Annotated in this window: 19 protein-coding genes; 11 read left to right on the top strand and 8 right to left on the bottom strand. The window is 44.7% G+C overall.

The genetic code is table 11. The features are described from left to right. Together IQQ51_RS27435 and IQQ51_RS20560 are read left to right on the top strand one after the other, a co-directional pair. The coding region (locus tag IQQ51_RS27435) for an ammonia-forming cytochrome c nitrite reductase subunit c552 (protein WP_228013067.1) at positions 1 to 602 on the top strand (602 nt) is incomplete at its 5' end. 125 nt (positions 603 to 727) lie between these two features. Beyond that, positions 728 to 1,072: a rhodanese-like domain-containing protein gene (locus tag IQQ51_RS20560; protein ID WP_193841981.1), complete on the top strand. Its 345-nt coding sequence runs from the start codon at positions 728 to 730 to the stop codon at positions 1,070 to 1,072. A gap of 39 nt (positions 1,073 to 1,111) precedes the next feature. Here IQQ51_RS20560 and IQQ51_RS20555 read toward each other — a convergent pair whose 3' ends face one another. Further along, the gene (locus tag IQQ51_RS20555) at positions 1,112 to 1,741 is read right to left on the bottom strand and encodes a tetratricopeptide repeat protein (protein WP_193841980.1); all 630 of its coding nucleotides are present in this window, start codon (positions 1,739 to 1,741) and stop codon (positions 1,112 to 1,114) included. A gap of 203 nt (positions 1,742 to 1,944) precedes the next feature. After that, positions 1,945 to 4,602, bottom strand: a complete 2,658-nt coding sequence (gyrA, locus tag IQQ51_RS20550; protein WP_193841979.1) for a DNA topoisomerase (ATP-hydrolyzing) subunit A — start codon at positions 4,600 to 4,602, stop codon at positions 1,945 to 1,947. 258 nt (positions 4,603 to 4,860) lie between these two features. Here gyrA and ubiG point away from each other — a divergent pair, with 258 nt between their 5' ends. The 4 genes from ubiG to yfaE all read left to right on the top strand — a co-directional run bounded on the left by ubiG (position 4,861) and on the right by yfaE (position 9,910). After that, positions 4,861 to 5,604 (top strand): bifunctional 2-polyprenyl-6-hydroxyphenol methylase/3-demethylubiquinol 3-O-methyltransferase UbiG, encoded by a 744-nt coding sequence (gene ubiG, locus IQQ51_RS20545; protein WP_193841978.1) that lies wholly within the window; start codon positions 4,861 to 4,863, stop codon positions 5,602 to 5,604. Positions 5,605 to 6,112: 508 nt separating this feature from the next. Then, positions 6,113 to 8,395 carry a class 1a ribonucleoside-diphosphate reductase subunit alpha gene (nrdA, locus tag IQQ51_RS20540; RefSeq protein WP_017060992.1) on the top strand — a complete coding sequence of 761 codons (2,283 nt, stop codon included), beginning with the start codon at positions 6,113 to 6,115 and terminating at the stop codon, positions 8,393 to 8,395. 103 nt (positions 8,396 to 8,498) lie between these two features. Beyond that, entirely contained in the window at positions 8,499 to 9,632 is a 1,134-nt protein-coding gene (gene nrdB / locus IQQ51_RS20535; protein WP_017063554.1) for a class Ia ribonucleoside-diphosphate reductase subunit beta, read from the top strand. After that, positions 9,632 to 9,910, top strand: a complete 279-nt coding sequence (yfaE, locus tag IQQ51_RS20530; protein WP_010438115.1) for a class I ribonucleotide reductase maintenance protein YfaE — start codon at positions 9,632 to 9,634, stop codon at positions 9,908 to 9,910. The genes nrdB and yfaE overlap by 1 nt, the downstream gene beginning before the upstream one ends. Positions 9,911 to 10,082: 172 nt before the next feature. Here the strand turns inward: yfaE and napF are convergent, their stop codons facing one another. Both napF and IQQ51_RS20520 read right to left on the bottom strand, forming a co-directional pair. Further along, positions 10,083 to 10,598: a ferredoxin-type protein NapF gene (napF, locus tag IQQ51_RS20525; protein ID WP_193841977.1), complete on the bottom strand. Its 516-nt coding sequence runs from the start codon at positions 10,596 to 10,598 to the stop codon at positions 10,083 to 10,085. After that, the gene (locus IQQ51_RS20520) at positions 10,598 to 11,164 is read right to left on the bottom strand and encodes a TorD/DmsD family molecular chaperone (RefSeq protein WP_193841976.1); all 567 of its coding nucleotides are present in this window, start codon (positions 11,162 to 11,164) and stop codon (positions 10,598 to 10,600) included. Before IQQ51_RS20520 ends, napF begins: the two co-directional genes overlap by 1 nt. Before the next feature lie 198 nt (positions 11,165 to 11,362). Between IQQ51_RS20520 and IQQ51_RS20515 the strand changes: the two genes are divergently transcribed. Genes IQQ51_RS20515 through IQQ51_RS20505 form a run of 3 tightly spaced genes read left to right on the top strand, consistent with a single transcriptional unit; the run spans position 11,363 to position 15,280 of the window. Next, positions 11,363 to 13,801 carry a DmsA/YnfE/YnfF family dimethyl sulfoxide reductase gene (locus IQQ51_RS20515; protein ID WP_076654837.1) on the top strand — a complete coding sequence of 813 codons (2,439 nt, stop codon included), beginning with the start codon at positions 11,363 to 11,365 and terminating at the stop codon, positions 13,799 to 13,801. Positions 13,802 to 13,812: 11 nt separating this feature from the next. After that, complete coding sequence (locus tag IQQ51_RS20510; RefSeq protein WP_193841975.1) at positions 13,813 to 14,433, top strand: DMSO/selenate family reductase complex B subunit; 621 nt, start codon at positions 13,813 to 13,815, stop codon at positions 14,431 to 14,433. A 1-nt stretch (position 14,434) separates the two neighbouring features. After that, positions 14,435 to 15,280: a dimethyl sulfoxide reductase anchor subunit family protein gene (locus IQQ51_RS20505; RefSeq protein ID WP_193841974.1), complete on the top strand. Its 846-nt coding sequence runs from the start codon at positions 14,435 to 14,437 to the stop codon at positions 15,278 to 15,280. A 187-nt stretch (positions 15,281 to 15,467) separates the two neighbouring features. Here the strand turns inward: IQQ51_RS20505 and IQQ51_RS20500 are convergent, their stop codons facing one another. Further along, on the bottom strand, positions 15,468 to 16,706 hold the full coding sequence (locus tag IQQ51_RS20500; RefSeq protein WP_193841973.1) for a CinA family nicotinamide mononucleotide deamidase-related protein: 1,239 nt from the start codon (positions 16,704 to 16,706) through the stop codon (positions 15,468 to 15,470). A 210-nt stretch (positions 16,707 to 16,916) separates the two neighbouring features. On the opposite strand from IQQ51_RS20500, the gene IQQ51_RS20495 reads away from it, so the two are divergent. Both IQQ51_RS20495 and IQQ51_RS20490 read left to right on the top strand, forming a co-directional pair. Next, the gene (locus IQQ51_RS20495; protein WP_048613575.1) at positions 16,917 to 17,825 is read left to right on the top strand and encodes a DUF3943 domain-containing protein; all 909 of its coding nucleotides are present in this window, start codon (positions 16,917 to 16,919) and stop codon (positions 17,823 to 17,825) included. A 267-nt stretch (positions 17,826 to 18,092) separates the two neighbouring features. After that, entirely contained in the window at positions 18,093 to 18,605 is a 513-nt protein-coding gene (locus tag IQQ51_RS20490) for a glycine cleavage system protein R (protein ID WP_017061000.1), read from the top strand. A 73-nt stretch (positions 18,606 to 18,678) separates the two neighbouring features. Here IQQ51_RS20490 and nspC read toward each other — a convergent pair whose 3' ends face one another. The 3 genes from nspC to IQQ51_RS27430 form a co-directional block, all read right to left on the bottom strand. Next, a complete protein-coding gene (nspC, locus tag IQQ51_RS20485) occupies positions 18,679 to 19,812 on the bottom strand; it encodes a carboxynorspermidine decarboxylase (RefSeq protein ID WP_193841972.1) in 1,134 nt (377 codons plus the stop codon). 464 nt (positions 19,813 to 20,276) lie between these two features. Next, complete coding sequence (locus IQQ51_RS20480; protein WP_193841971.1) at positions 20,277 to 21,527, bottom strand: carboxynorspermidine synthase; 1,251 nt, start codon at positions 21,525 to 21,527, stop codon at positions 20,277 to 20,279. An 8-nt stretch (positions 21,528 to 21,535) separates the two neighbouring features. Then, positions 21,536 to 22,101 (bottom strand): pyridoxal phosphate-dependent decarboxylase family protein (locus IQQ51_RS27430; RefSeq protein ID WP_228013062.1); only part of this gene is annotated, 566 nt, incomplete at its 5' end.

The following is a 22,101-nucleotide window of genomic DNA, read 5'->3' as shown; positions in this document are numbered from 1 at the left end:
TTGCTTGTGTTGACTGTCATATGCCGAAAGTGACCAAAGAAGATGGCACCGTTTATACCGACCATAAAGTGGGTAACCCATTCGACCGCTTCGAAGATACCTGTGCAAACTGTCACACTCAATCTAAAGAGACCATGCGTAACATCGTTTCAAGCCGTAAAGCGCAAGTGCTGAACATGAAGCTGACTGCTGAGAAACAAATCGTAGCCGCTCACTTTGAAGCAGGCGCGGCATGGGAAGCGGGTGCGACCGAGCAAGAGATGGAACCTATCCTACTGGATATCCGTCATGCTCAATGGCGCTGGGACTACGCTATTGCGTCTCATGGTGTTCATATGCACGCTCCTGAAATCGCTCTAGAAGTGCTAGGTACTGCCGTTGACCGCGCAGCCGATGCTCGTACTAAGATTGTTCGTCTACTGGCGAAGAAAGGCATCACTGATCCAATCGAGATTCCAGACATCTCGACCAAAGAAGCGGCTCAAAAAGCGCTTGGAATGGACATGGATAAGATGAACGCTGAGAAACAACACTTCTTAGACACGGTTGTTCCTAAATGGGAAGAGCAAGCTGAAAAACGTGAAGCCAACTACGAATACTAGTTTCTACAATTAGACCATTAGGTAAAAACCAGTCACACTATTATTGTGTGGCTGGTTTTTTAGGTTTGGGGCGATACACATCAATATCTCTTCCCCAATCCACTCGCCAATTCAAGGAATAGACAATGAAAACCTTACTTTCACTTTCAACATTATGTATCGCACTACTCTGTTCAAGCGTTTACGCTTCTGAGCGTGCTGAGACTGGGTGGGAATTAATAGAGAAAGGTGCATTAGTGGTTGATGTCAGAACAGCTGCAGAGTTCGAACAAGGGCATCTAGACAACGCCATCAACTACCCTCTTTCTGAAGTGGCTACTCACTTCGCCAAGATAGATAAAGACCAACCGATCGTTTTGTATTGCCGCAGTGGTAATCGTTCAGGACAAGCCTATCAATTCTTGCGAGCTCAAGGGTTTACTCAAATCCATAACGCAGGTGGCCTGATTGAAATGCAGGAAAGTAAATAACTAAAAACAAACGATTAACAACTAGCGATTATGCCAAGCCTAGCGGATCATCTGTTTGGCTTGGTTGATCGAGTGAATAATCGAAACACGATCAATCCCCTTCTGATTAGAGTCGAGAATTTGAGTCCATGCATCAATCGCTTGTTGATAGCGCATGCTGATGAAGTGATCGGTCGCAATCAACATCAAGGCCGTACGATCATTGGGATCAAGCTGCATGGAGTGATCCAATAACGCATTCACGTCATCACTCATCGCTTGAGAGCTAAGGTAATAAAGTGCGGTTGCTTTAGCAGCATAGAGGCCAGAAGGTGCTTGAGGATCTAATCGAATCGCGTAGTCGTAACAGGTGAACGCAGCATCAAACTCCCCTTTCTGCATATACACACCACCAAGCTTAAACCACAAATCGGATTGATTCGGATCTTGTTTGAGGCTTTGCTGAAGCTCATCTTCGAAATCTGTTGCCGTGTAACTATTGTTATCATCTAAAGGAAGTTGAGGTACCTCTTGTTTCAGTTGGGACCAAACAAGCACGCTTAAAGCGACCGCAGTAAGCGAAATCACCACATTCCCTTTTAGATGACCGCTGTTTTTGTTCGCCGCAATGACGACCACAATCAAAAACAGGCTCATTAGTACCAACGCAATCAACAACCAGATGTCCATTCAACACTCCTTTCTATTCACTCCCTACTCTATCGTTTTCATCTCACCTCTATATTGATCAAGGTTTAGCTATCGAGATTTTAGCCATCACAGCCCAGCTATAAAGTCACACCAAGCTCCACAAATAACAGGAAATAAAAAACCGAGCACTTAGGCTCGGTTTTTTCAATGGTAAGCTTAATTACTTAGCGTAATTGAGATTACTAAGTGTCTTGCTCGCTATCACTTTCAGAGTCAGAAGCATCTGATGCTTGCTCTTCACTTGATTCAGCAACTTCAGCGTCGATAGTTTCAGCACCAGCTTCTTCAGCTTCGCCTTCTACAATCTCAGCTTCTTCTACTTCGTCGATACGTTGTAGACCTACAACATTCTCGTCTTCAGCAGTACGAATCAGTGTTACACCTTGAGTGTTACGACCAACTTGGCTAACTTCCGCTACGCGAGTACGAACTAGCGTACCTGCGTCGGTGATCATCATCATTTCATCGCCTTCTTCAACTTGAACAGCGCCAACAACTGGGCCATTACGTTCAGAGACTTTGATAGATACTACACCTTGCGTTGCACGGCCTTTCGTTGGGTATTCTGCTAGCTCAGTACGCTTACCGTAACCGTTTTCAGTCACAGTTAGGATATCGCCTTCGTTAGAAGGAACAATCAGTGAAACCACTTGATCGTCTTCTGGAAGCTTCATACCACGAACACCAGAGGCAGTACGGCCCATTGCTCGTACTTTGTCCTCGTTAAAGCGAACAACTTTGCCCGATTTAGAGAACAGCATGATGTCGCTATCACCGTTAGTGATATCAACGCCAATCAGTGAATCGTCGTCACGTAGGTTAACTGCGATTAGGCCGTTAGCACGTACGTTTGCGAATTGATCCAGTGATGTCTTCTTAACTGTACCGTCACCCGTTGCCATGAAGATGAATTTCTCGTTAGAGAACTCAGAAACTGGCAGGATAGCCGTAATACGTTCACCTTCCTCTAGAGGAAGAATGTTCACGATAGGCTTACCACGAGCAGTACGACTTGCTAATGGTAGTTGGTAAACTTTCAGGCGGTATGTCTTACCACGAGTAGAGAAACATAGGATGTTATCGTGAGTATTAGCAACAAGCAGACGCTCAATGTAATCCTCATCTTTCATCTTAGTTGCACTCTTACCTTTACCACCACGACGTTGAGATTCGTAGTCGCTTAGGATTTGGTACTTAACGTAACCTGCGTTAGAAAGCGTTACTACAACGTCTTCTTGAGCAATCAGCTCTTCCATGTCGATGTCATGAACTGCCGCTGTGATTTCTGTACGACGCTCGTCGCCATAGATTTCACGTACCGCTTCAAGTTCTTCACGGATAACTTCCATCAAACGCTCAGTGCTTGCAAGAATGTGCATTAGCTCAGCGATTTCTTCTAGAAGTGCTTTGTACTCGTCTAGAATCTTCTCGTGCTCAAGGCCAGTTAGGCGGTGAAGACGAAGTTCTAGAATAGCTTGTGCTTGTGTTTCCGTTAGGAAGTATTGGCCATCGCGGATACCGTATTGGTCTTCCAACCAATCAGGACGAGCCGCATCAGTACCAGCACGCTCAAGCATTGAAGCAACGTTACCAAGATCCCAACCGCGTGCAACTAAGCCAGCTTTTGCTTCAGCTGGTGTTGGAGCGTTACGGATAAGCTCAATGATTTCGTCGATGTTAGCAAGTGCTAGAGACAGTGCTTCAAGGATGTGTGCACGATCGCGCGCTTTCTTCAGTTCGAAGATAGTACGACGTGTCACAACTTCGCGACGGTGGTCTACGAAGCACTTAAGCATGTCTTTGATGTTGAACAACTGTGGTTGACCGTTGTTCAACGCAACCATGTTGATACCAAAAGTCGTTTGCAGTTGAGTTTGAGCGTATAGGTTGTTTAGAACCACTTCGCCTACTGCATCACGCTTACATTCAATAACAATACGCATACCATCTTTATCAGATTCGTCACGCAGTGCACTGATGCCTTCTACTTTCTTATCTTTAACCAGTTCAGCAATCTTCTCGATCAAACGAGCTTTGTTTACTTGGTAAGGGATCTCAGTAACGATAATGGTTTCTTTACCATTCTTCTCTACTTCGATATCCGCTTTTGAACGCATGTAAACCTTACCGCGGCCAGTCTTATAAGCATCAACGATGCCTTTACGACCACTGATAAGTGCTGCTGTTGGGAAGTCAGGACCAGGAATGTAGTCCATTAGCTCATCAATAGTGATCTCTTCATTATTGATGTAAGCCAAACAGCCATCAACAACTTCACCAAGGTTATGTGGTGGAATGTTGGTAGCCATACCTACTGCGATACCAGAAGCACCGTTTACCAATAGGTTAGGAATTTTTGTAGGAAGTACTGCTGGAATTTGTTCTGTACCATCGTAGTTCGGTACGTAATCCACAGTTTCCTTATCAAGGTCAGCCAGTAGCTCGTGAGCAATTTTCGCCATACGAACTTCGGTATAACGCATTGCAGCCGCGGAGTCGCCATCGATAGAACCAAAGTTACCTTGGCCATCAACTAGCATGTAACGCAGTGAGAACGGTTGAGCCATACGAACAATTGTATCGTATACAGCACTATCACCATGCGGGTGGTATTTACCGATTACATCACCTACTACACGAGCAGACTTTTTATATGGTTTGTTCCAATCATTACCTAGTACATTCATCGCGAACAAAACGCGGCGGTGTACTGGTTTTAGGCCATCACGCACATCTGGAAGGGCACGACCAACGATGACGGACATCGCGTAGTCTAGGTATGAACCTCTAAGCTCATCTTCAATATTTACGGGCGTGATCTCTTTCGCTAGATCGCTCATAGAGCCATTTTCCCTCTATAGTCAGATCGTATTTTTGAATACGTATAAGACCGAAAAATATAACACAAATTTACCTACGGAGGCATCACTTTCCCTCTCCTTTTACCATCTTGTGACCCTTGTAGCCAATCAATTGATGAGAAATTGCACCTCCGCATCATATCTTGCTGAAACATGGTCACTTTACATCCAATAAACTAGCAAAATTGTAGATCTTCTGGTCAGCGCGAAAAGGCAAGTTATAATGCCTGCAATTTCATGGATGCATTATTTAACTTGGAAATGCCGATTATGACTAAATCACAGAACGTAGACCCAGCAGAAATCAAGAAATTCGAAGACATGGCGTCACGCTGGTGGGATCTAGAAGGCGAATTTAAGCCGCTACATCAAATCAACCCACTGCGCCTAAATTACGTATTAGAGAAGACGGAAGGCCTGTTTGGCAAGAAAGTCCTCGATGTTGGCTGCGGCGGCGGTATTCTTGCAGAAAGCATGGCGGTTGAAGGTGCGGTAGTAACAGGCCTAGACATGGGTAAAGAACCGCTAGAAGTTGCGCGCCTTCACGCATTGGAAACTGGTACCAAGCTCGATTACATCCAGAGCACTATCGAAGACCACGCAGAGCAGAACCCACAGACATACGATGTGGTTACGTGCATGGAAATGCTTGAACACGTTCCTGACCCGCAATCTGTTATCACTGCCTGTTCGAAATTAGTGAAACCGGGCGGTCACGTGTTCTTTTCTACATTGAACCGTAATTTCAAATCTTACTTGTTTGCGATTGTTGGTGCAGAGAAACTATTGAAGATCGTTCCTGAAGGCACTCATGAGCACGAGAAGTTCATTCGCCCTGCTGAACTTATCAAGATGGTTGATAACACTCCGCTGCAAGAATTAGGCATTACAGGCCTGCACTATAACCCGTTGACGAACACTTACCGTTTAGGCCAAAAAGTCGATGTGAACTACATCGTTCATACACAAAACTTTGGCTAAAAAATATCGGTAGCCCTACCGTAAAACCTTTTGTAAAAAAGACGAATGAAAAGAGTTGCAATTACCATAACTTTGCGACTTTTTTCAGTCTAAATTTCGTGCGCTAGCTTCCATTTTGACCACCTCGATTTAAATTTAATCGCCCAAAATCCATCGCCCATTTTGCTCAAAGATCAAGGGATTTTTTTTTATGGGCGTGCAAAAATAAAGCATCATTAAAAGCCGACTTTTATACAATCAAGTCACATCTAACCTCATCAGTTAGTGGTCACTTACAGTTTTTTTTCAATCCACCACTTATCCACAAGCAACCCCATTTCTTTACCTTGAAAAATATCAGTTGTAGCACTATCTTGTAACCCAACAAACAAATGACCCCTATATGTTGTGTTTGAACTACAATGTATGGGTAGACCAAGATCACAAAGCCGAAACGTAATTTACAAAAATTACAAAGAAATACACAAAAACACGGCCTTGTTCAGTTTTGTTAGGGAAATTAAGCAGAATGAACCAACAACTTACTGTTACCAAGCGTAACGGGCGCAAAGAAACGATCGATCTAGAGAAGATCCATCGCGTGATTACATGGGCAGCTGAAGGCTTGCACAATGTTTCTGTATCACAAGTAGAATTGAAAGCTCACATTCAGTTTTACGATGGCATCACCACTACTGACATTCATGAAACTATCATCAAGTCAGCAGCGGATTTAATCTCTGAAGAGACTCCTGATTACCAATATCTAGCAGCACGTCTGTCTGTATTCCACCTACGTAAAAAAGCGTACGGCGAATACGAGCCGCCTGCACTGTATGACCACGTTGCAAAACTGGTTGATATGGGTAAATACGATAGCCACCTTATGGAAGACTACACGAAAGCTGAATTCGAAGAGCTTGACGAGTACATCGACCACAAACGTGACTTAGACTTCTCTTACGCAGCGGTTAAGCAGCTCGAAGGTAAATACTTCGTGCAAAACCGTGTAACGAAAGAAATCTACGAGAGTGCTCAGTTCCTTTACATTTTAGTTGCTGCGTGTCTATTCGCTAAATACCCGAAATCGACTCGTCTTGACTACATCAAACGTTTTTACGACGCATCGTCTACGTTTAAGATTTCTCTACCTACACCGATCATGTCTGGTGTACGTACGCCTACTCGTCAATTCAGTTCTTGTGTACTGATCGAGTGTGGTGACAGCCTTGATTCAATCAACGCAACAGCAAGCTCAATTGTTCGTTACGTATCTCAACGTGCTGGTATTGGTATCAACGCAGGTCGTATCCGCGCACTTGGTTCTGAAATCCGTAATGGTGAAGCGTTCCACACGGGCTGTATCCCTTTCTACAAATACTTCCAGACAGCAGTAAAATGTTGTTCTCAAGGTGGTGTTCGTGGCGGTGCAGCAACAGTGTTCTACCCACTATGGCACGGTGAAGTTCAGTCTCTATTAGTACTGAAAAACAACCGCGGCGTTGAAGAGAACCGTGTTCGTCACATGGATTACGGCGTACAACTGAACAAGCTTATGTACTCTCGCCTAGTTCAAGGTGGCAACATCAGCCTGTTCTCACCTTCAGACGTACCTGGCCTTTACGATGCGTTCTTCGAAAACCAAGACCGTTTTGAAGAGCTATACGTTAAGTACGAAAACGATCCTTCAGTGAAGCGTGAAACGGTTAAAGCCGTTGAGCTGTTCTCTCTGCTAATGCAAGAGCGTGCTTCTACTGGTCGTATCTACATTCAGAACGTTGACCACTGTAATACACACAGCCCGTTTGATTCTGAAGTTGCACCTGTTCGTCAATCGAACCTATGTCTAGAAATCGCGCTTCCTACTAAGCCACTTTCTAACGTAGAAGATGACGAAGGCGAAATTGCACTATGTACGCTTTCAGCATTCAACCTTGGCGCAATCAATGAACTAGACGACCTAGCAGAGCTTTCTGAGCTGGTTGTTCGTGCTCTAGATGCACTGCTTGATTACCAAGACTACCCGCTTCCAGCTGCATACAAGTCGACAATGAACCGTCGTACTTTAGGTGTAGGTGTAATCAACTACGCATACTACCTAGCGAAGAATGGTGTTAAGTACTCTGATGGCAGCGCGAATGGCCTGACTCACCGTACTTTTGAAGCAATTCAATACCACTTGCTAAAAGCATCTGTTGAACTAGCGAAAGAGCAAGGTCGTTGCCCATCTTTCCACGAGACCAACTACGCGAAAGGCCTACTGCCAATCGATACTTACAAAAAAGATATCGACTTAGTATGTGAAGAGCCACTGCACTACGATTGGGATTCTCTACGTGAAGAGATCATGGAGCACGGTCTGCGTAACTCTACGCTAACAGCGCTTATGCCTTCTGAGACATCGTCTCAAATCTCGAACGCGACTAACGGTATCGAGCCACCACGTGGTTACGTATCAGTGAAAGCATCGAAAGACGGCATCCTAAAGCAAGTGGTTCCAGATTTCCTAAATCTTAAAGAGAACTACGAGCTACTTTGGAACATTGGTTCTAACGACGGTTACCTACACCTAGTGGGTATCATGCAAAAATTCGTTGACCAAGCTATCTCTGCAAACACTAACTATGATCCAAGTGTTTACGACAGCGGTAAAGTACCAATGAAGAAGCTGCTTCAAGACCTACTAACAGCGTACAAGTACGGTGTTAAGACGCTTTACTACCATAACACTCGTGATGGTGCTAAAGACGACCAAGGCGATGCAGTTCAAGTGCCGGAAGAAGATTGTGAAGGCGGCGGTTGTAAGATCTAAACCGCAATAAACATTAAGACCCCAGAGAAGAGTTATCTTCTCTGGGTTTAAAGCATTAACAGGGTCCGTTTTATTACGGGTCTTTAAAGGATTTGAGGCATTTATGGCTTACAGTACTTTTTCTCAGCAAAAAAATGACCAACTAAAAGAACCAATGTTCTTGGGTCAGTCGGTAAACGTTGCACGTTACGACCAACAAAAATTCGAAATCTTCGAAAAGTTGATCGAGAAGCAGCTTTCTTTCTTCTGGCGTCCAGAAGAAGTAGACGTGTCTAGCGACCGTATCGACTACAACAAGCTTCCTGAGCATGAAAAGCACATCTTCATCTCTAACTTGAAGTACCAAACGCTTCTAGATTCTATCCAAGGCCGCAGCCCTAACGTTGCCCTACTTCCACTGGTATCTCTACCAGAAGTTGAAACTTGGATTGAAACTTGGTCTTTCTCTGAAACGATTCACTCTCGTTCTTACACGCACATCATCCGTAACATCGTGAATGATCCAGGCGTAGTATTCGACGACATCGTTGAAAATGAAGAGATTCTGAAGCGCGCTAAAGACATCGCTTTCTACTACGACGACCTAATCAAGCTAACGGCTGACTACCACCGCTACGGCGAAGGCAACCACAGCATCAACGGCGAAGACGTTAAGATTTCACTTCACGACCTGAAGAAGAAACTTTACCTATGTCTAATGTCTGTAAACGCACTAGAAGCGATTCGTTTCTACGTAAGTTTCGCATGTTCATTTGCATTCGCTGAACGTGAGCTAATGGAAGGTAACGCGAAGATCATCAAGCTAATCGCTCGTGATGAAGCACTTCACCTTACTGGTACACAGCACATGATCAACTTGCTTCGTAACGGTCAAGATGACTTCGAATTCATGCAGATCGCTGAAGAGTGCAAGCAAGAGTGTTTCGACCTATTCAAAGAAGCGGCTGAGCAAGAAAAAGAGTGGGCAGAATACCTATTCAAAGATGGCTCTATGATTGGTCTAAACAAAGACATACTTTGCCAATACGTTGAGTACATTACCAACATCCGTATGCAGGCTGTTGGTCTGGGTACTGCTTACCCAGCAGCAACGTCGAACCCAATTCCATGGATCAACGCTTGGTTGTCTTCAGATAACGTTCAAGTTGCTCCACAAGAAGCAGAAATCAGTTCTTACCTAGTTGGCCAAATCGACAACGAAGTAAAAGCTGACGACTTTGAAGGATTTGAGCTGTAATGCCAACAATCAAAATCAACAAACTGACTTCAATTGAATCTAACCCTTCAAACACTCTGTTGGAAACAATGGAACAAGCTGGGTTAGAGCCAGAATACAACTGCCGAGATGGCCACTGTGGCGCTTGCCGCTGTACGTTGGATTCTGGTGAAGTCGAGTACGTTGGTTTTGCTATGGCTTACACGCAAGGTAATGAAATATTACCTTGTATCTGTAAAGCAAAGACTGAGCTATCGCTGAGTAACGTTATTCATAGAAACAAGCAAAAACGCGCATAAGCCAACTGGCTTTAGATCGCTTTGCTCGAATATCGTCAATAAGAATTAAAAAGGGTCCGCTTCCTTAGGAATGCGGACCCTTTTCTATTTATGTCTTTAGGTATCGTAAGACGACTCGTCTATCGCTCAACCAAAGTCTTCTCATTGGTTCGCGCCATACGAAGCCAAACGTTTATTGCTGAGTCAGGTTAAGAGTCACAGAGCCAATATAACAAGCGCTTCGGCACTCTCCACAGCCGTTACACTTATCTTTGTCCACCGTAGGCAACTCTCCTACTTCGATGTGTATCGCACCTGCTGAACACGCAATTTGGCATGCTGAACAGTCCATTTGCATGTAATTATTGCAGCTATCCGCAAAGCTCGGCTTGAGGTCGATATAAGGTGTGACAGTTGGATGAAGTGCGCCAGTCGGACACACTTCAGTGCATTTGTTACACATAGAACAACTGTTGTAATCCAAATTCAGCAGCGCACTGCCCTCTAGCATCTCAATAACGCTATTCGGACACGCTTGCTCACACAGCCCACAACCCTCGCAAAGACGCTCAAACAGCACCTCATCCACCGCTCTTGGCGGCCTTGCGTGCAAGCGCTGCGATATCTCTTCATAATTCGCAGCTGCTTTAACCGGTTTAGAAAGTCGAGTTAAGAAACCGCGTCTATTTGAATTTATTTGTTCAGACATTAGTCGATATATAACTTTTTAGTCACAACGTTTAAATTATATTCAGATGTTAAGTACTTAAACCAATCTATTACATCAACCGATAGCTTTTTATAAAAAGATAGTTCTGATGCTTTATTTAGTTTTTCTAAATAAACAGAAGACCAAGTTAATAAGTGACCTTCGAGCAATTCACTAGCTGAATTGATATTATTATTTTCTAACAAATACGCATGAGCGAATAACATTAAACCAAATTGATCTTCCGGCTCTCTTAACCCCGTGTCTAATTCAATCTGATTCAATTCTAAAAACTGACGATACTCTACAGTAGAAGCGCCGAACACAACGCGGTCTTTATCTAGGTACACAGAACCCCAAGGCGGAGCTGGCATGTCTCCAACACCTTCAAACAGGCGACTGAACTCTGCTGAGAGTGCATCTTCGTCTTCGCCTCTTAATGCCTGCAAGCATTCTTCAGAGAGTACTTCGCTCTCAACCAAAGCTTCAACAATGGTGATTAACTGTTCTTTACTTGTCGCTTGATAAAATAGCGAACCCAATAATTTATGCGTATCGATAATCATTATTATTTATACCGTTATAGGTTTAAAGATAATTATATAAATAAGACGATTTAATTCTTTGATCTATTTTATACATTCGATTCATAAGATTTAAATTTCGCTCTTATTTGATGCCAATCAATCAACAATCCAAAATAAAAACATAAAGAACAAACTACCTATAAAGTGCTAGTCATCAATAGCAAAAGGCATCTTAGAATGACGAATAAGAAAGAATCTGGGGTAATGAATCTTACTCGAAGAGGCTTCATGAAAGCTTCTTCTGCAGTAGGTAGTGCAGCCGCACTTGCGGGCGGTATCGCTTTACCTTTCAAATCCAAACCAGTAGCGGCTGCAGTTGCTGAGAATGTGGATGAGAAAATCGTATGGAGTGCATGTACAGTAAACTGTGGCTCTCGCTGCCCATTGCGTATGCATGTACAAAACGGTGAAATCAAATACGTAGAAACAGACAACACAGGTACTGACGAATACGGTCATCACCAAGTTCGTGCGTGTCTACGTGGTCGCTCGATGCGCCGCCGTGTTTACAACCCAGATCGCCTAAAATACCCAATGAAACGTGTGGGTAAACGTGGTGAAGGTAAGTTTAAGCGTATTAGCTGGGAAGAGGCTTACGATGAAGTCGCTGGCACTATGCAACGCCTTATTAAAGACTACGGTAACGACACTATCTACCTAAACTACGGTACAGGTACGCTTGGTGGTACGGTAACTAAGTCTTGGCCACCAGCACAAACGCTGATTGCGCGTCTAATGAACCTAAGTGGTGGTTACCTAAACCATTACGGTGACTACTCAACAGCGCAAATCGCGAAAGGCTTGAGCTACACCTACGGTGGTTGGGCAAACAACAACTCTTTCTCTGACCTAGAGAACACTAAGCTTAACATCCAATTTGGTAACAACCCTGCTGAGACTCGTATGTCTGGCGGTGGTCTGATCCACCACTACGTAGAAAGCAAAAACAAATCAAACGCAAGAACGATCATCATCGATCCACGCTACACCGATACTGCCGGTGGTCGTGAAGATCAATGGATCCCAATTCGCCCTTCTACCGATGCTGCATTGGTTGCGGGTCTTGCGCACGTGATGATCACTGAAGACCTAGTCGACCAACCGTTCCTAGACAAATACTGTGTCGGTTACGATGAGAAGACTCTTCCTGCATCAGCGCCTAAAAACAGTGACTACAAATCTTACATCCTAGGTTTAGGTGAAGATGGCGTAGAGAAGACACCAGAGTGGGCTAGTAAGATCACAGGTATTCCAGTTGATACTATCGTTAAGCTTGGCCGTGAGATGGGCACAGCGAAACCGTGTGCTATCCACCAAGGTTGGGGCTTACAACGCACTGCGAACGGTGAACTAGCGTGTCGTGCTATCGCAATGCTGTCGCTACTAACCGGTTCTGTGGGTGTATCAGGTGGTTCTACAGGTGCTCGTGAAAGTGACATCAACATTCCGTTTGTGCGCTTCCCTACTGTGCCAAACCCAGTTGAAACGTCTATTTCAATGTTCATGTGGACAGACGCGATTTACCGTCACCATGAAATGACCGACATCACTGATGGTGTTCGCGGTGCAGAGCGCCTTAAGAACCCAATCAAGATGATCTGGAACTACGCAGGTAACTGCATCATCAACCAACACTCAGACATCAACAAGACTCACGCGATTCTTCAAGATGAAAGCGCGTGTGAAATGATTGTCGTGGTTGATAACCATATGACTTCTTCAGCGAAATACGCAGATATCATCCTGCCAGACTTAACAACGTCTGAGCAAGACGACTGGTGTATGGATGGTAAAGCATCGAACATGCCTTACTTCATCTACGCGCAGAAAGCGATTGAGCCTCAGTTTGAAGCGAAATCTATCTACGAGATGTGTACTCAGCTTGCGAAACGCATGGGCGTAGAAAAAGAGTTCACCGAAGGCCGTACTCAAGAGCAATGGATTGAGCATCTTTACGCTGAAACTCGTAAGAACGATCCAACACTGCCAACCTTCGAAGAGATGAAAGAGCTGGGTATCTACAAACGTAGCTACGACCACCACTACATCGCTTACGAAGACTTCCGCAAAGATCCTGAAGCTAACCCACTGACTACACCAAGTGGCAAGATCGAGATCTACTCAGAGCAACTGGCTGATATCGCGAAGACTTGGAAGCTGAAAGAAGACGAAGTGATTCACCCACTTCCGATTTACGCGGACTCTTTTGAAGGTCATAACGATCCACTAGCAGAGAAGTACCCACTTCAGCTAACGGGTTTCCACTACAAGGCTCGTACCCACTCAACTTACGGCAACGTTGCAGAGATCAAGGCTGCGGCACCGCAAGAGTTGTGGATCAACCCAATCGATGCGAAAGAACGTGGTATTGAAAGCGGCGACATGGTGAGTATTTTCAACGACCGTGGCGAAGTACATATTCCAGCGAAAGTGACACCAAGGATTCTTCCTCGAGTTGTCGCACTAGGCGAAGGTGCATGGTATGCACCGGATGGTCAGAAGATCGACCATGCAGGCTCTATCAACGTGCTGACTACTCAGCGCCCGAGCCCACTTGCTAAGGGTAACCCTCAGCATACAAACCTAGTTCAAATCAAAGCGCTAAAGAAAGCATAAGGTAGGTTGGAATGAAACAATACGGCTTTTACATTGATTCAAGTAAATGCACGGGTTGTAAAACCTGTCAGCTTGCTTGTAAAGATTATAACGATCTCGACATCAAAACGAACTACCGTCGCGTATACGAATACGCAGGTGGTGGCTTCACTCAAGATGGCGATACCTGGGTTCAGACAGATGTCTTTTCTTACTACCTTTCTATCGCTTGTAACCACTGTACTAACCCAGCGTGTGTGAAAGTGTGTCCTTCGGGCGCAATGCACAAACGTGATGAAGACGGCTTGGTTGTGGTTGATGAGAGCGTATGTATTGGTTGTCAGCACTGCAGCAATGCGTGCCCTTACGGCGCACCACAATACAATGCGAAGAAAGGTCACATGACGAAATGCGATGGTTGTTACCAACGCGTTTCTGAAGGAAAACAGCCTATCTGTGTTGAGTCTTGCCCACTTCGTGCATTGGAGTTTGGCGAAATCAATACACTTCGCGAGAAGTACGGCTCTGGTGCGGATGTGGCTCCACTGCCATCTTCAACAGAAACGCTACCAAACATCGTGATTAAGCTGAACAAAAACGCGAAGCCAACTGGCGATACCAGTGGTCACCTAGCAAACCCGAAGGAGGTGTAAGATGATTTTTCATGAGTGGTCTTTAATCTTCTTTACGGTGCTAGCGCAAACTGCGGTTGGTGGTTACTTACTGATTGGCGCACGTGCACTGGTACTTGGTCATGACCAAGAGAAGCTGAACAGCTACAAGGTTCCAATGTTCATCCTATGGGCACTGATGGGTCTTGGCTTCATGTTCTCGACAACGCACCTTGGCTCTCCACTGCGCGCGTTTAACGCTTTTAATCAGCTAGGTTCGGCTTGGTTGTCTAACGAAGTGTTCTTCGGTGCGGCATTCTTCGCTGTCGGTGGCCTGCAATGGCTATTGTCTGTACTTAAGAAAGGTGGCGTAGCTATCCAGAAAGCACTGATGGTTGGCGCGATGGTGTTGGGTGTTATCTTCATGTACGCGATGATCAATGTATACATGATCAACACAGTACCTACGTGGGACAACATCTACACACCACTGAGCTTCATCATGACGATGGTTGTGGGTGGCTTGCTGTTATCTCAGTTCGTAATTGTATTCGCAAACGACAGTCGCTTTACGGTTGACCGTAACATCACCATGCTGGCTGTTATCGCTGTTGCTATCAGCTTGCTTGTGACAGTAGGAAAACTGAACCTAATCGGTGACATCCAAACTTCAGCGGCAAAAGCGTCTGAGTTAGTCGATGGTTTAGGTAGCTATGTGATTCTTCAAGTGGCACTGCTAATGGCAAGCTTGTTGATTTGGATTCTACCTATGCTGAACAAAGCAAAAGTGAACCCAGTTAACCTTGGCTTAGCACTAGTATTGTTCTTGGCTTCAGAGTTAATCGGCCGTGGTTTGTTCTACAGCCTACATATGACAAGCGGTTTGTAATCGAGTTCTTAGAGATATGAGTTGCGTGTAAACATCGCTGCTTGTTTGGTTATCTAGAAGGCTAGATAAACAAAAGGCCCAACACCTATTTAGATGTTGGGCCTTTTTATTGCGTTTTTTCTAGCGTTTTTAGTACAGACTTAGCGAGTCCGCTTACATCGTTAGCTTACATAGTTCGCTTACATAACTACTTAATGATAGCCGCTGGAATAAACATGTCTTTCAATCGCTTAACCGAAGAGTAAGTACCAAACATCGGTTTGTTGTCTAGATGCCTTCTAAGCATATCGGCGGCAACGGTCTTAATCACGTTGCGTTGGTCTTCACGCGAGTACTGACGATAAAACTCAAGTACCTGCCCCCACTCGCCTGCTTCAGTCGACAATGCAACGCTGAATGTGTTGCCTTCCAGCTTACCAGTCACCAAAGCCAATTCAGTTCCGCACTTATCTCTTGTTGCTCCAGCCAGCGCAAAGGTCGCGGCTAATGGATCGCTCTTTTCAAGTTCGCTCTCTTTTGGCTCAGCCATCACCCATGAGTGTCCGAAGCAATCTTCTATCTGCTCATTCAATTGCAGCCACGCTGACAGTGAACCTTTGGTCGACACTTCAGACACAGATAACGTCTTCTTTTTTTCCGCCATGATGTGTCCAATATGGTCAATCATCGGCTCATCAACACTAACGACATTACTCTCTAGCAGCTTGTAAACCATCTGCAGAAGCTTAACGCGAGTTTCTAAGTCTGCCTTAGGACCAAACAGTTTGACCTCAATGAACGGCAGATAAGAGCGATAACCAAGTTCATAACCTTCTGGCAGCTTTAGTTGGTCCAAAACATCAGAGATACCAGACTCAGACAAACCAAACGTAAACAGTCGACTGCATTCAGAGGCAACCACTTGAGGGTAGGTACACGACAAGTCAGGAAGAATCTCAAACGTCACCATGCGCTTGAATTCACTTGGTACACCCGGCGTGAAATAGAAAGTCGCATCGTTAATTTTCAGTTTGAAGCCACAAGCCGTCCCCACAGGGTTATCGACAATCTCTGAACTCGCAGGTAACAAAGCTTGTTTAAGGTTGCTGTCTGGCATTGGCATGCCACGTCCAGAGAACATCTCTTCCATACGAGCAAGCCATTCAGGGAACATGACGAGTTTCTGCTCGGAAGCAGCTGCAGCGGCTGCAGCACTCATATCATCGGTCGTCGGGCCTAAACCACCATTAACGATAACCACATCATAGTTAAAGCTCAGCATCAGCAGTTCTTCAACAAGAGCATTCATTTGATCACCCACAGTTGAGCGCTTAGCAAGCGCAAAACCATGCTGATAAAACTCACCAGACATCCAAGCTGCGTTTGTATCTACAATGTCTCCATGAAGAACTTCTTCACCTGTGCTTAACATTGCGATTTTCGTCATATTTCTATCCCTTGTTGTCATAAAAAGACACTGCATTATTTACAAACTGGTCTATGGTTGAATTTGGAACAATTCGCCTTTTCACTAATATTAATAATGTTAAACCTAAGGTTTTCTTAGGAAAAGCTATAAATTATTAGTTCCCTAAATCAGGCATTTAATAGATAATTGTGACCCTGATCAATTCCAAACTTTCTCATGGAGACCCTTGTGGCCAAATCACCGTTACTAGCAAAGGTTACTGCCGCATTTTCAATGCTAATGTCAGTTAACTCGGTTGCAAGCCAATACGACTTCGACCAGCCAATCAACCTTTCTTACTCGGATGAATGTGCTCAAGATTACTGTTTTAATGACAACTTGTACACCTACAAGCCTAGTACCAATTACGCACTGAGCGAATCGAGTGATGAGTACGACTTCACAATCCAACAACCAAAACACATGTTGGTGAGCCAGGAGAAAGATTGGGATTACCTAATGGGTCAAACCTACACCATTCTTGGCTTAAGTGTCGCGACAGTGGGTTTAATGACTCTACTCCCTGAAAGTATTACTAAGTGGGATGATGACCAACGTGATATCAGCTCATTAGGTAAAAAGTGGAAAGATAACGTTTCTGAAGGCCCAGTATGGGACCGTGACGAACACTTCCTAAACTACGTAATGCACCCATATTTTGGTGGTGTTTACTACACGGCAGCTCGACACGCAGGTTACGACGAGTTTGAGTCATTCTTATACTCTTGGACTATGTCGACGTTCTTCTGGGAATACGGCGTAGAAGCATTTGCTGAAGTACCTTCATGGCAAGATCTCTTCATCACACCTTTCTTCGGTGCGGTTGTGGGTGAAATGATGCTAGAAGCAGAGCAAGATATCATTGCTTCAGGTGGCGAAGTGATGGGCTCTCAAACCATGGGTGATGTGTCGCTATTCTTCCTTAACCCTGTTGGACACATTCACTACTGGGTAAGTGACGCATGGGGCGGTGATGCAGAAGTGAACCTGAATACTAACCCTTGGTGGGATAACCAAGACGCAGCACGTTTTGCTTACGATGCTGGCGCACCATATGACTCTCAGTTTGTTGGTATGAACTTCAAAGTAACGTTCTAATTCGTCTCTAGTACTACTCAATACAAGTTACTGAATATAAGTTGCTGGATCATCAATCACAGTGACAACTCTTCTAAAAAGCGGCTCTCTAGTCGCTTTTTTTGTGCCCTACTCTTCATTCTCTTTTTTTGCATCGAAGCTTAGTTTCAAAAATTGACCTAGGTCAAACATTGTTCGATGTAACCTTCTACACTGAAATTAAAGAACTTTATCGCGTGATATCAAACATTTAATTAGCAAAGAATAATTGAAACCTTGGGGGCTGATATGAACAGTACATTTATCGTAAACTTTATCGGAAAAGCATCACCAGCAACAATCAAACAGCTTGCTGCGGTTACTCACGAAAACGACGGCAAATGGCTCATCAGTAAAGTGAACTTTATTGAAGACCAAGTCGCAGGCGTACTAAAGGTTCAACTTCCAGCCATCAACGAATCGATTGTCAAAGAAGCTTTTAGCGCCAATCCGGATCTCATCGTGCAGTTTGTCGATTCAGACCATACGCACAATGTTCAAGACACGGTCCATCACTTAAGACTCGACTCTAACGACCGAGCAGGCATCGTCAACGAAGTGACTCATGTATTGGATAGACAAGGGATCAGCATTCTCGATATGGACTGTCATCGTGTCTTTATCGCAGGTGGTGGCGGTGTTAGCTCAAGCCTATTCACATCAAAAATCGCCGTTAAGCTGCCAATCGAAGTACAGATCGACGATGTGGTCAATGAACTCGAAACGCTCAGTGAAGATACTCGAGTGATGATTGAAAGCTAAATAAACAAAATTGAGGAACAAAAAAGAGCAGCTCATTGGCTGCTCTTTTTATTGCTCTGAACTTGTGATTCAGTTACTTAACTGACCATTGTGATAATGAGCGTTTGAAGTCTTCATAGCCGAATTCATTTAGCTTCTGAACTTCACCACTGCTACGTTCGCAGTAGATTGAAGGCATTTTAAGGCCGTTGAACCAGTTCAATTTCACCATGGTGTAGCCTGCACTGTCTAACAGGTGTAGCTTTTGACCAATCTTAAGTGGCTCATCAAAGCTCGCTTCGCAGAACTGATCGCCCGCAAGGCATGAACATGAACCAATCACATAGTCGTGACTGCCTGTTTCTGAGGCTTCCAATACCGATGCTGGCTCATTGTAGATAAGCGTGTCAAGGCGGTGCGCCTCAGTCGCTGAATCCACAATAGCTGTTTTCTTCACGTTCTCAACAATATCGACCACTGTCACAACTAGATCGGTTGTTTTAGTGATGATCGCTTCGCCCGGCTCAAGGTACATCTGCACGCCGTGTTTCTCAGAGAAGGCTTTCAGCGCAAAACCGAGTTTTTCGATGTCATAGCCAGGCCATGTGAAGAACACACCACCGCCCATGCTCACCCAGTCCAACTTATCTAAGTGCTCGCCAAACTGTTCTGAGATTGAATCAAGTAGGCCGATAAATGCATCGACGTCTTTGTTCTCACAGTTCATGTGGAACATCACACCATTAATCTCATCGAAGATCTCTGGCTTGATATGGTCCGCTTGCACGCCCAAACGCGAGAATTGACGTGCTGGATTCGCCAAGTCTTGTCCTGCGTAGCTCACGCCCGGATTTAAACGTAAACCCAGTGAAGCTTTACCTTCAACAATATGGCGGTAAGCAGCAAGTTGGCTCTGAGAGTTGAAGATCATCTTGTCGCAGATGTCAGCAACTTCTCTCACGTCATCTTCGCTGTAGCCCACACTGTAAGCGTGCGTCTCACCACCAAAGGTTTCGTGGCCAAGTTTCACTTCGTATGGGCCAGAGCTTGTCGTGCCATCGAGGTAAGGTTTGATGATGTCAAACACACCCCATGTCGAGAAACACTTCAGTGCTAATACCAACTTCACACCTGAAATCTCTTTCAGCTGCTTGGCTTTCTCTAAGTTCGCAATCAACTTGTCTTCGTTGATCATGAAATAAGGCGTTTTTAGTTCGTTGTTTTGCATGTTAATACCTTGCTGCCCTCGAGTTCACGAAGGCACATGATAATCGAACAAAGCCGACGCTAATGCATCGGCTCGATATAAGTAAGTACATTGGAAGTTCTTTAAGTGTATTAGAGATTCCCTATTACACTCGTCCCTCGCTTTAGGGAATGACGACTTCTGCATTACCGGTTAGATTTGGCAAATATCATCTTCGTCAAATACCAAAGAAAATAATCACCTTTCATCATCCTCTAACGGAGTAAATACACTCTCCGTCATCCCCAAGAGGGAAGAATGAGCGAGTTGGGGATCTCCCAAAGTCACCTGTCGTTCAATAGAAATCGACAACAACTGAGATTCCCTATTACGCTCGTCCCTCTCTATAGGGAATGACGATGTTCTTAGTCATCTCATGGAAGAACTAACCATCACCTTCGTCATTCCCCCAGTAATTCAAAGCGAGGTAAGAACCTAACTATGTATTACTTCAAAGTATGGATCAGAGGTAGACCAGCTGTAGGCTCTAGCTCTTGAACGTGCCAGTCTAGACCGATTTCAGGCATAGTTGCTAGAAATGGGTCTGGGTTTAGCTGTTCCATGTTAAACACGCCTTTATCAGCCCATTCGCCACGGAAGAACTGAAGTGCTGCGGTAATCGCTGGAACACCAGTTGTGTAAGAGATCGCTTGGTGCTCTACGTCTTCGTAAGCCACTTCGTGGTCTGCGTTATTGTAGATGAATACGCTACGCTCTTTACCGTCTTTCTTACCTTGAACCCAAGTACCGATACACGTTAAACCAGTGTAACCCGGAGCTAGAGATGTTGGATCTGGTAGTAGTGCTTTAAGAACATGCAGAGGCTGAACCACAGTGCCGTCGTGCAGTGTTAGCGGATCTGGGCTAAGAAGACCGATATCACGCATGCAGTTGAAGTAATTCAGGTATGCATCACCAAAGCCCATCCAGAATTCGATACGCTTAGCTGGGATGAACTCTTTCATTGAACGAACTTCATCGTGCGCCATTGAGTAAACTTTGTGAGAACCACAGTTTGGGAATTCAAACTCAAGCATACGAGAGTGACAAGGTACTTGTTTCCACTCTTCATTTTCCCAGTAGAAAGAGTCGCCTTGGATCTCAAGCATGTTGGTTTCTGGGTCAAAGTTTGTCGCAAACTTCTTACCGTGGTCGCCAGCATTCACGTCCATTACGTCAATTGAGTCAATCTCATCAAACAAGTGCTTAACCGCGTACGCAGCAAAGATTGATACCACACCTGGATCGAAACCAGCACCAAGAATACCTGTGATACCCGCTTCAGCGAACTTCTCACGGTAGCCCCACTGCCAATCGTAAGCTTGTGGTACTTGTTGGCCTTCAGAACATAGGTCAACCGCTACCGATGTATCTAAGTAAGAAACTTTAGATTGGTAACATGCTTCCATGATTGCCATGTTTACCCAAGGAGGACCAGCGTTGATCACTAGATCCGGCTGAACTTCTTTAATCAAAGCAACAAGCGCATCAACATCATCAGCGTCTACTGAACGTGCTTCTAGTTTCTTAGTTGAATCTTTAAGGTTGTTTTTGCCCTTGATAGATTCGATGATTTTTTCACACTTCGCGATTGTGCGAGAAGCGATCGTGATATCACCCAGAACTTTGTTATTTTGTGCTGCTTTGTGTGCAACAACCCAACCAACGCCGCCTGCACCAATTTGTAGAATAGCCATAGTTTTAATTACCCTTGTTGTTCTGCTAGCTCAATAGCTAAAGTTTGAATTTTGTTAATTAGAGATTTGAAATCTGATGTCGTTAAGCACGGATTTAAGATAGTAAATTTCAGCGCGCTTTTACCGTCGACGACCGTTTCGCCAAGCACGGCAACACCACGAGTCAGTGCTTCCAGTCTTAACGTTTGATTCAGTTTGTCTAAATCTAGCTCACCGTTTGCTGATTGCCCATTGCGAGGCACCGATCGAAATAGCACAGTAGACAGTGACGGCTCAGCAAGCAGTTCAAAATCGTCTTGGTTTTGAATTAGGTCTGCAACTTGAAGCGTCTGCTCTAGAAGGTGATCGTACATATCTCCCAACTGCTTTGGCCCAACGCTTTGCATCGTCATGAAGACTTTCAATGCATCAAAACGCTTGGTGGTCGCAATAGACTTATCGACTAGATTTGGCAGTTCATCGTGTTCGCGGTTCAAGTAGTCTGCGTGATGCAGTAGGTACTTAAAGTTCGCTTTGTCTTTCAGCAGCACAGCACCACAGCTGATTGTTTGGAAGAACAACTTGTGGAAATCAA

Origin of the sequence: Vibrio sp. OPT18 (assembly GCF_015163615.1) — a bacterium.
In the GTDB taxonomy this organism is placed as follows: domain Bacteria; phylum Pseudomonadota; class Gammaproteobacteria; order Enterobacterales; family Vibrionaceae; genus Vibrio; species Vibrio coralliirubri.
The sequence above is the reverse complement of the archived record's forward strand: the minus strand, read 5'-3'. Positions and strand labels throughout refer to the sequence as shown.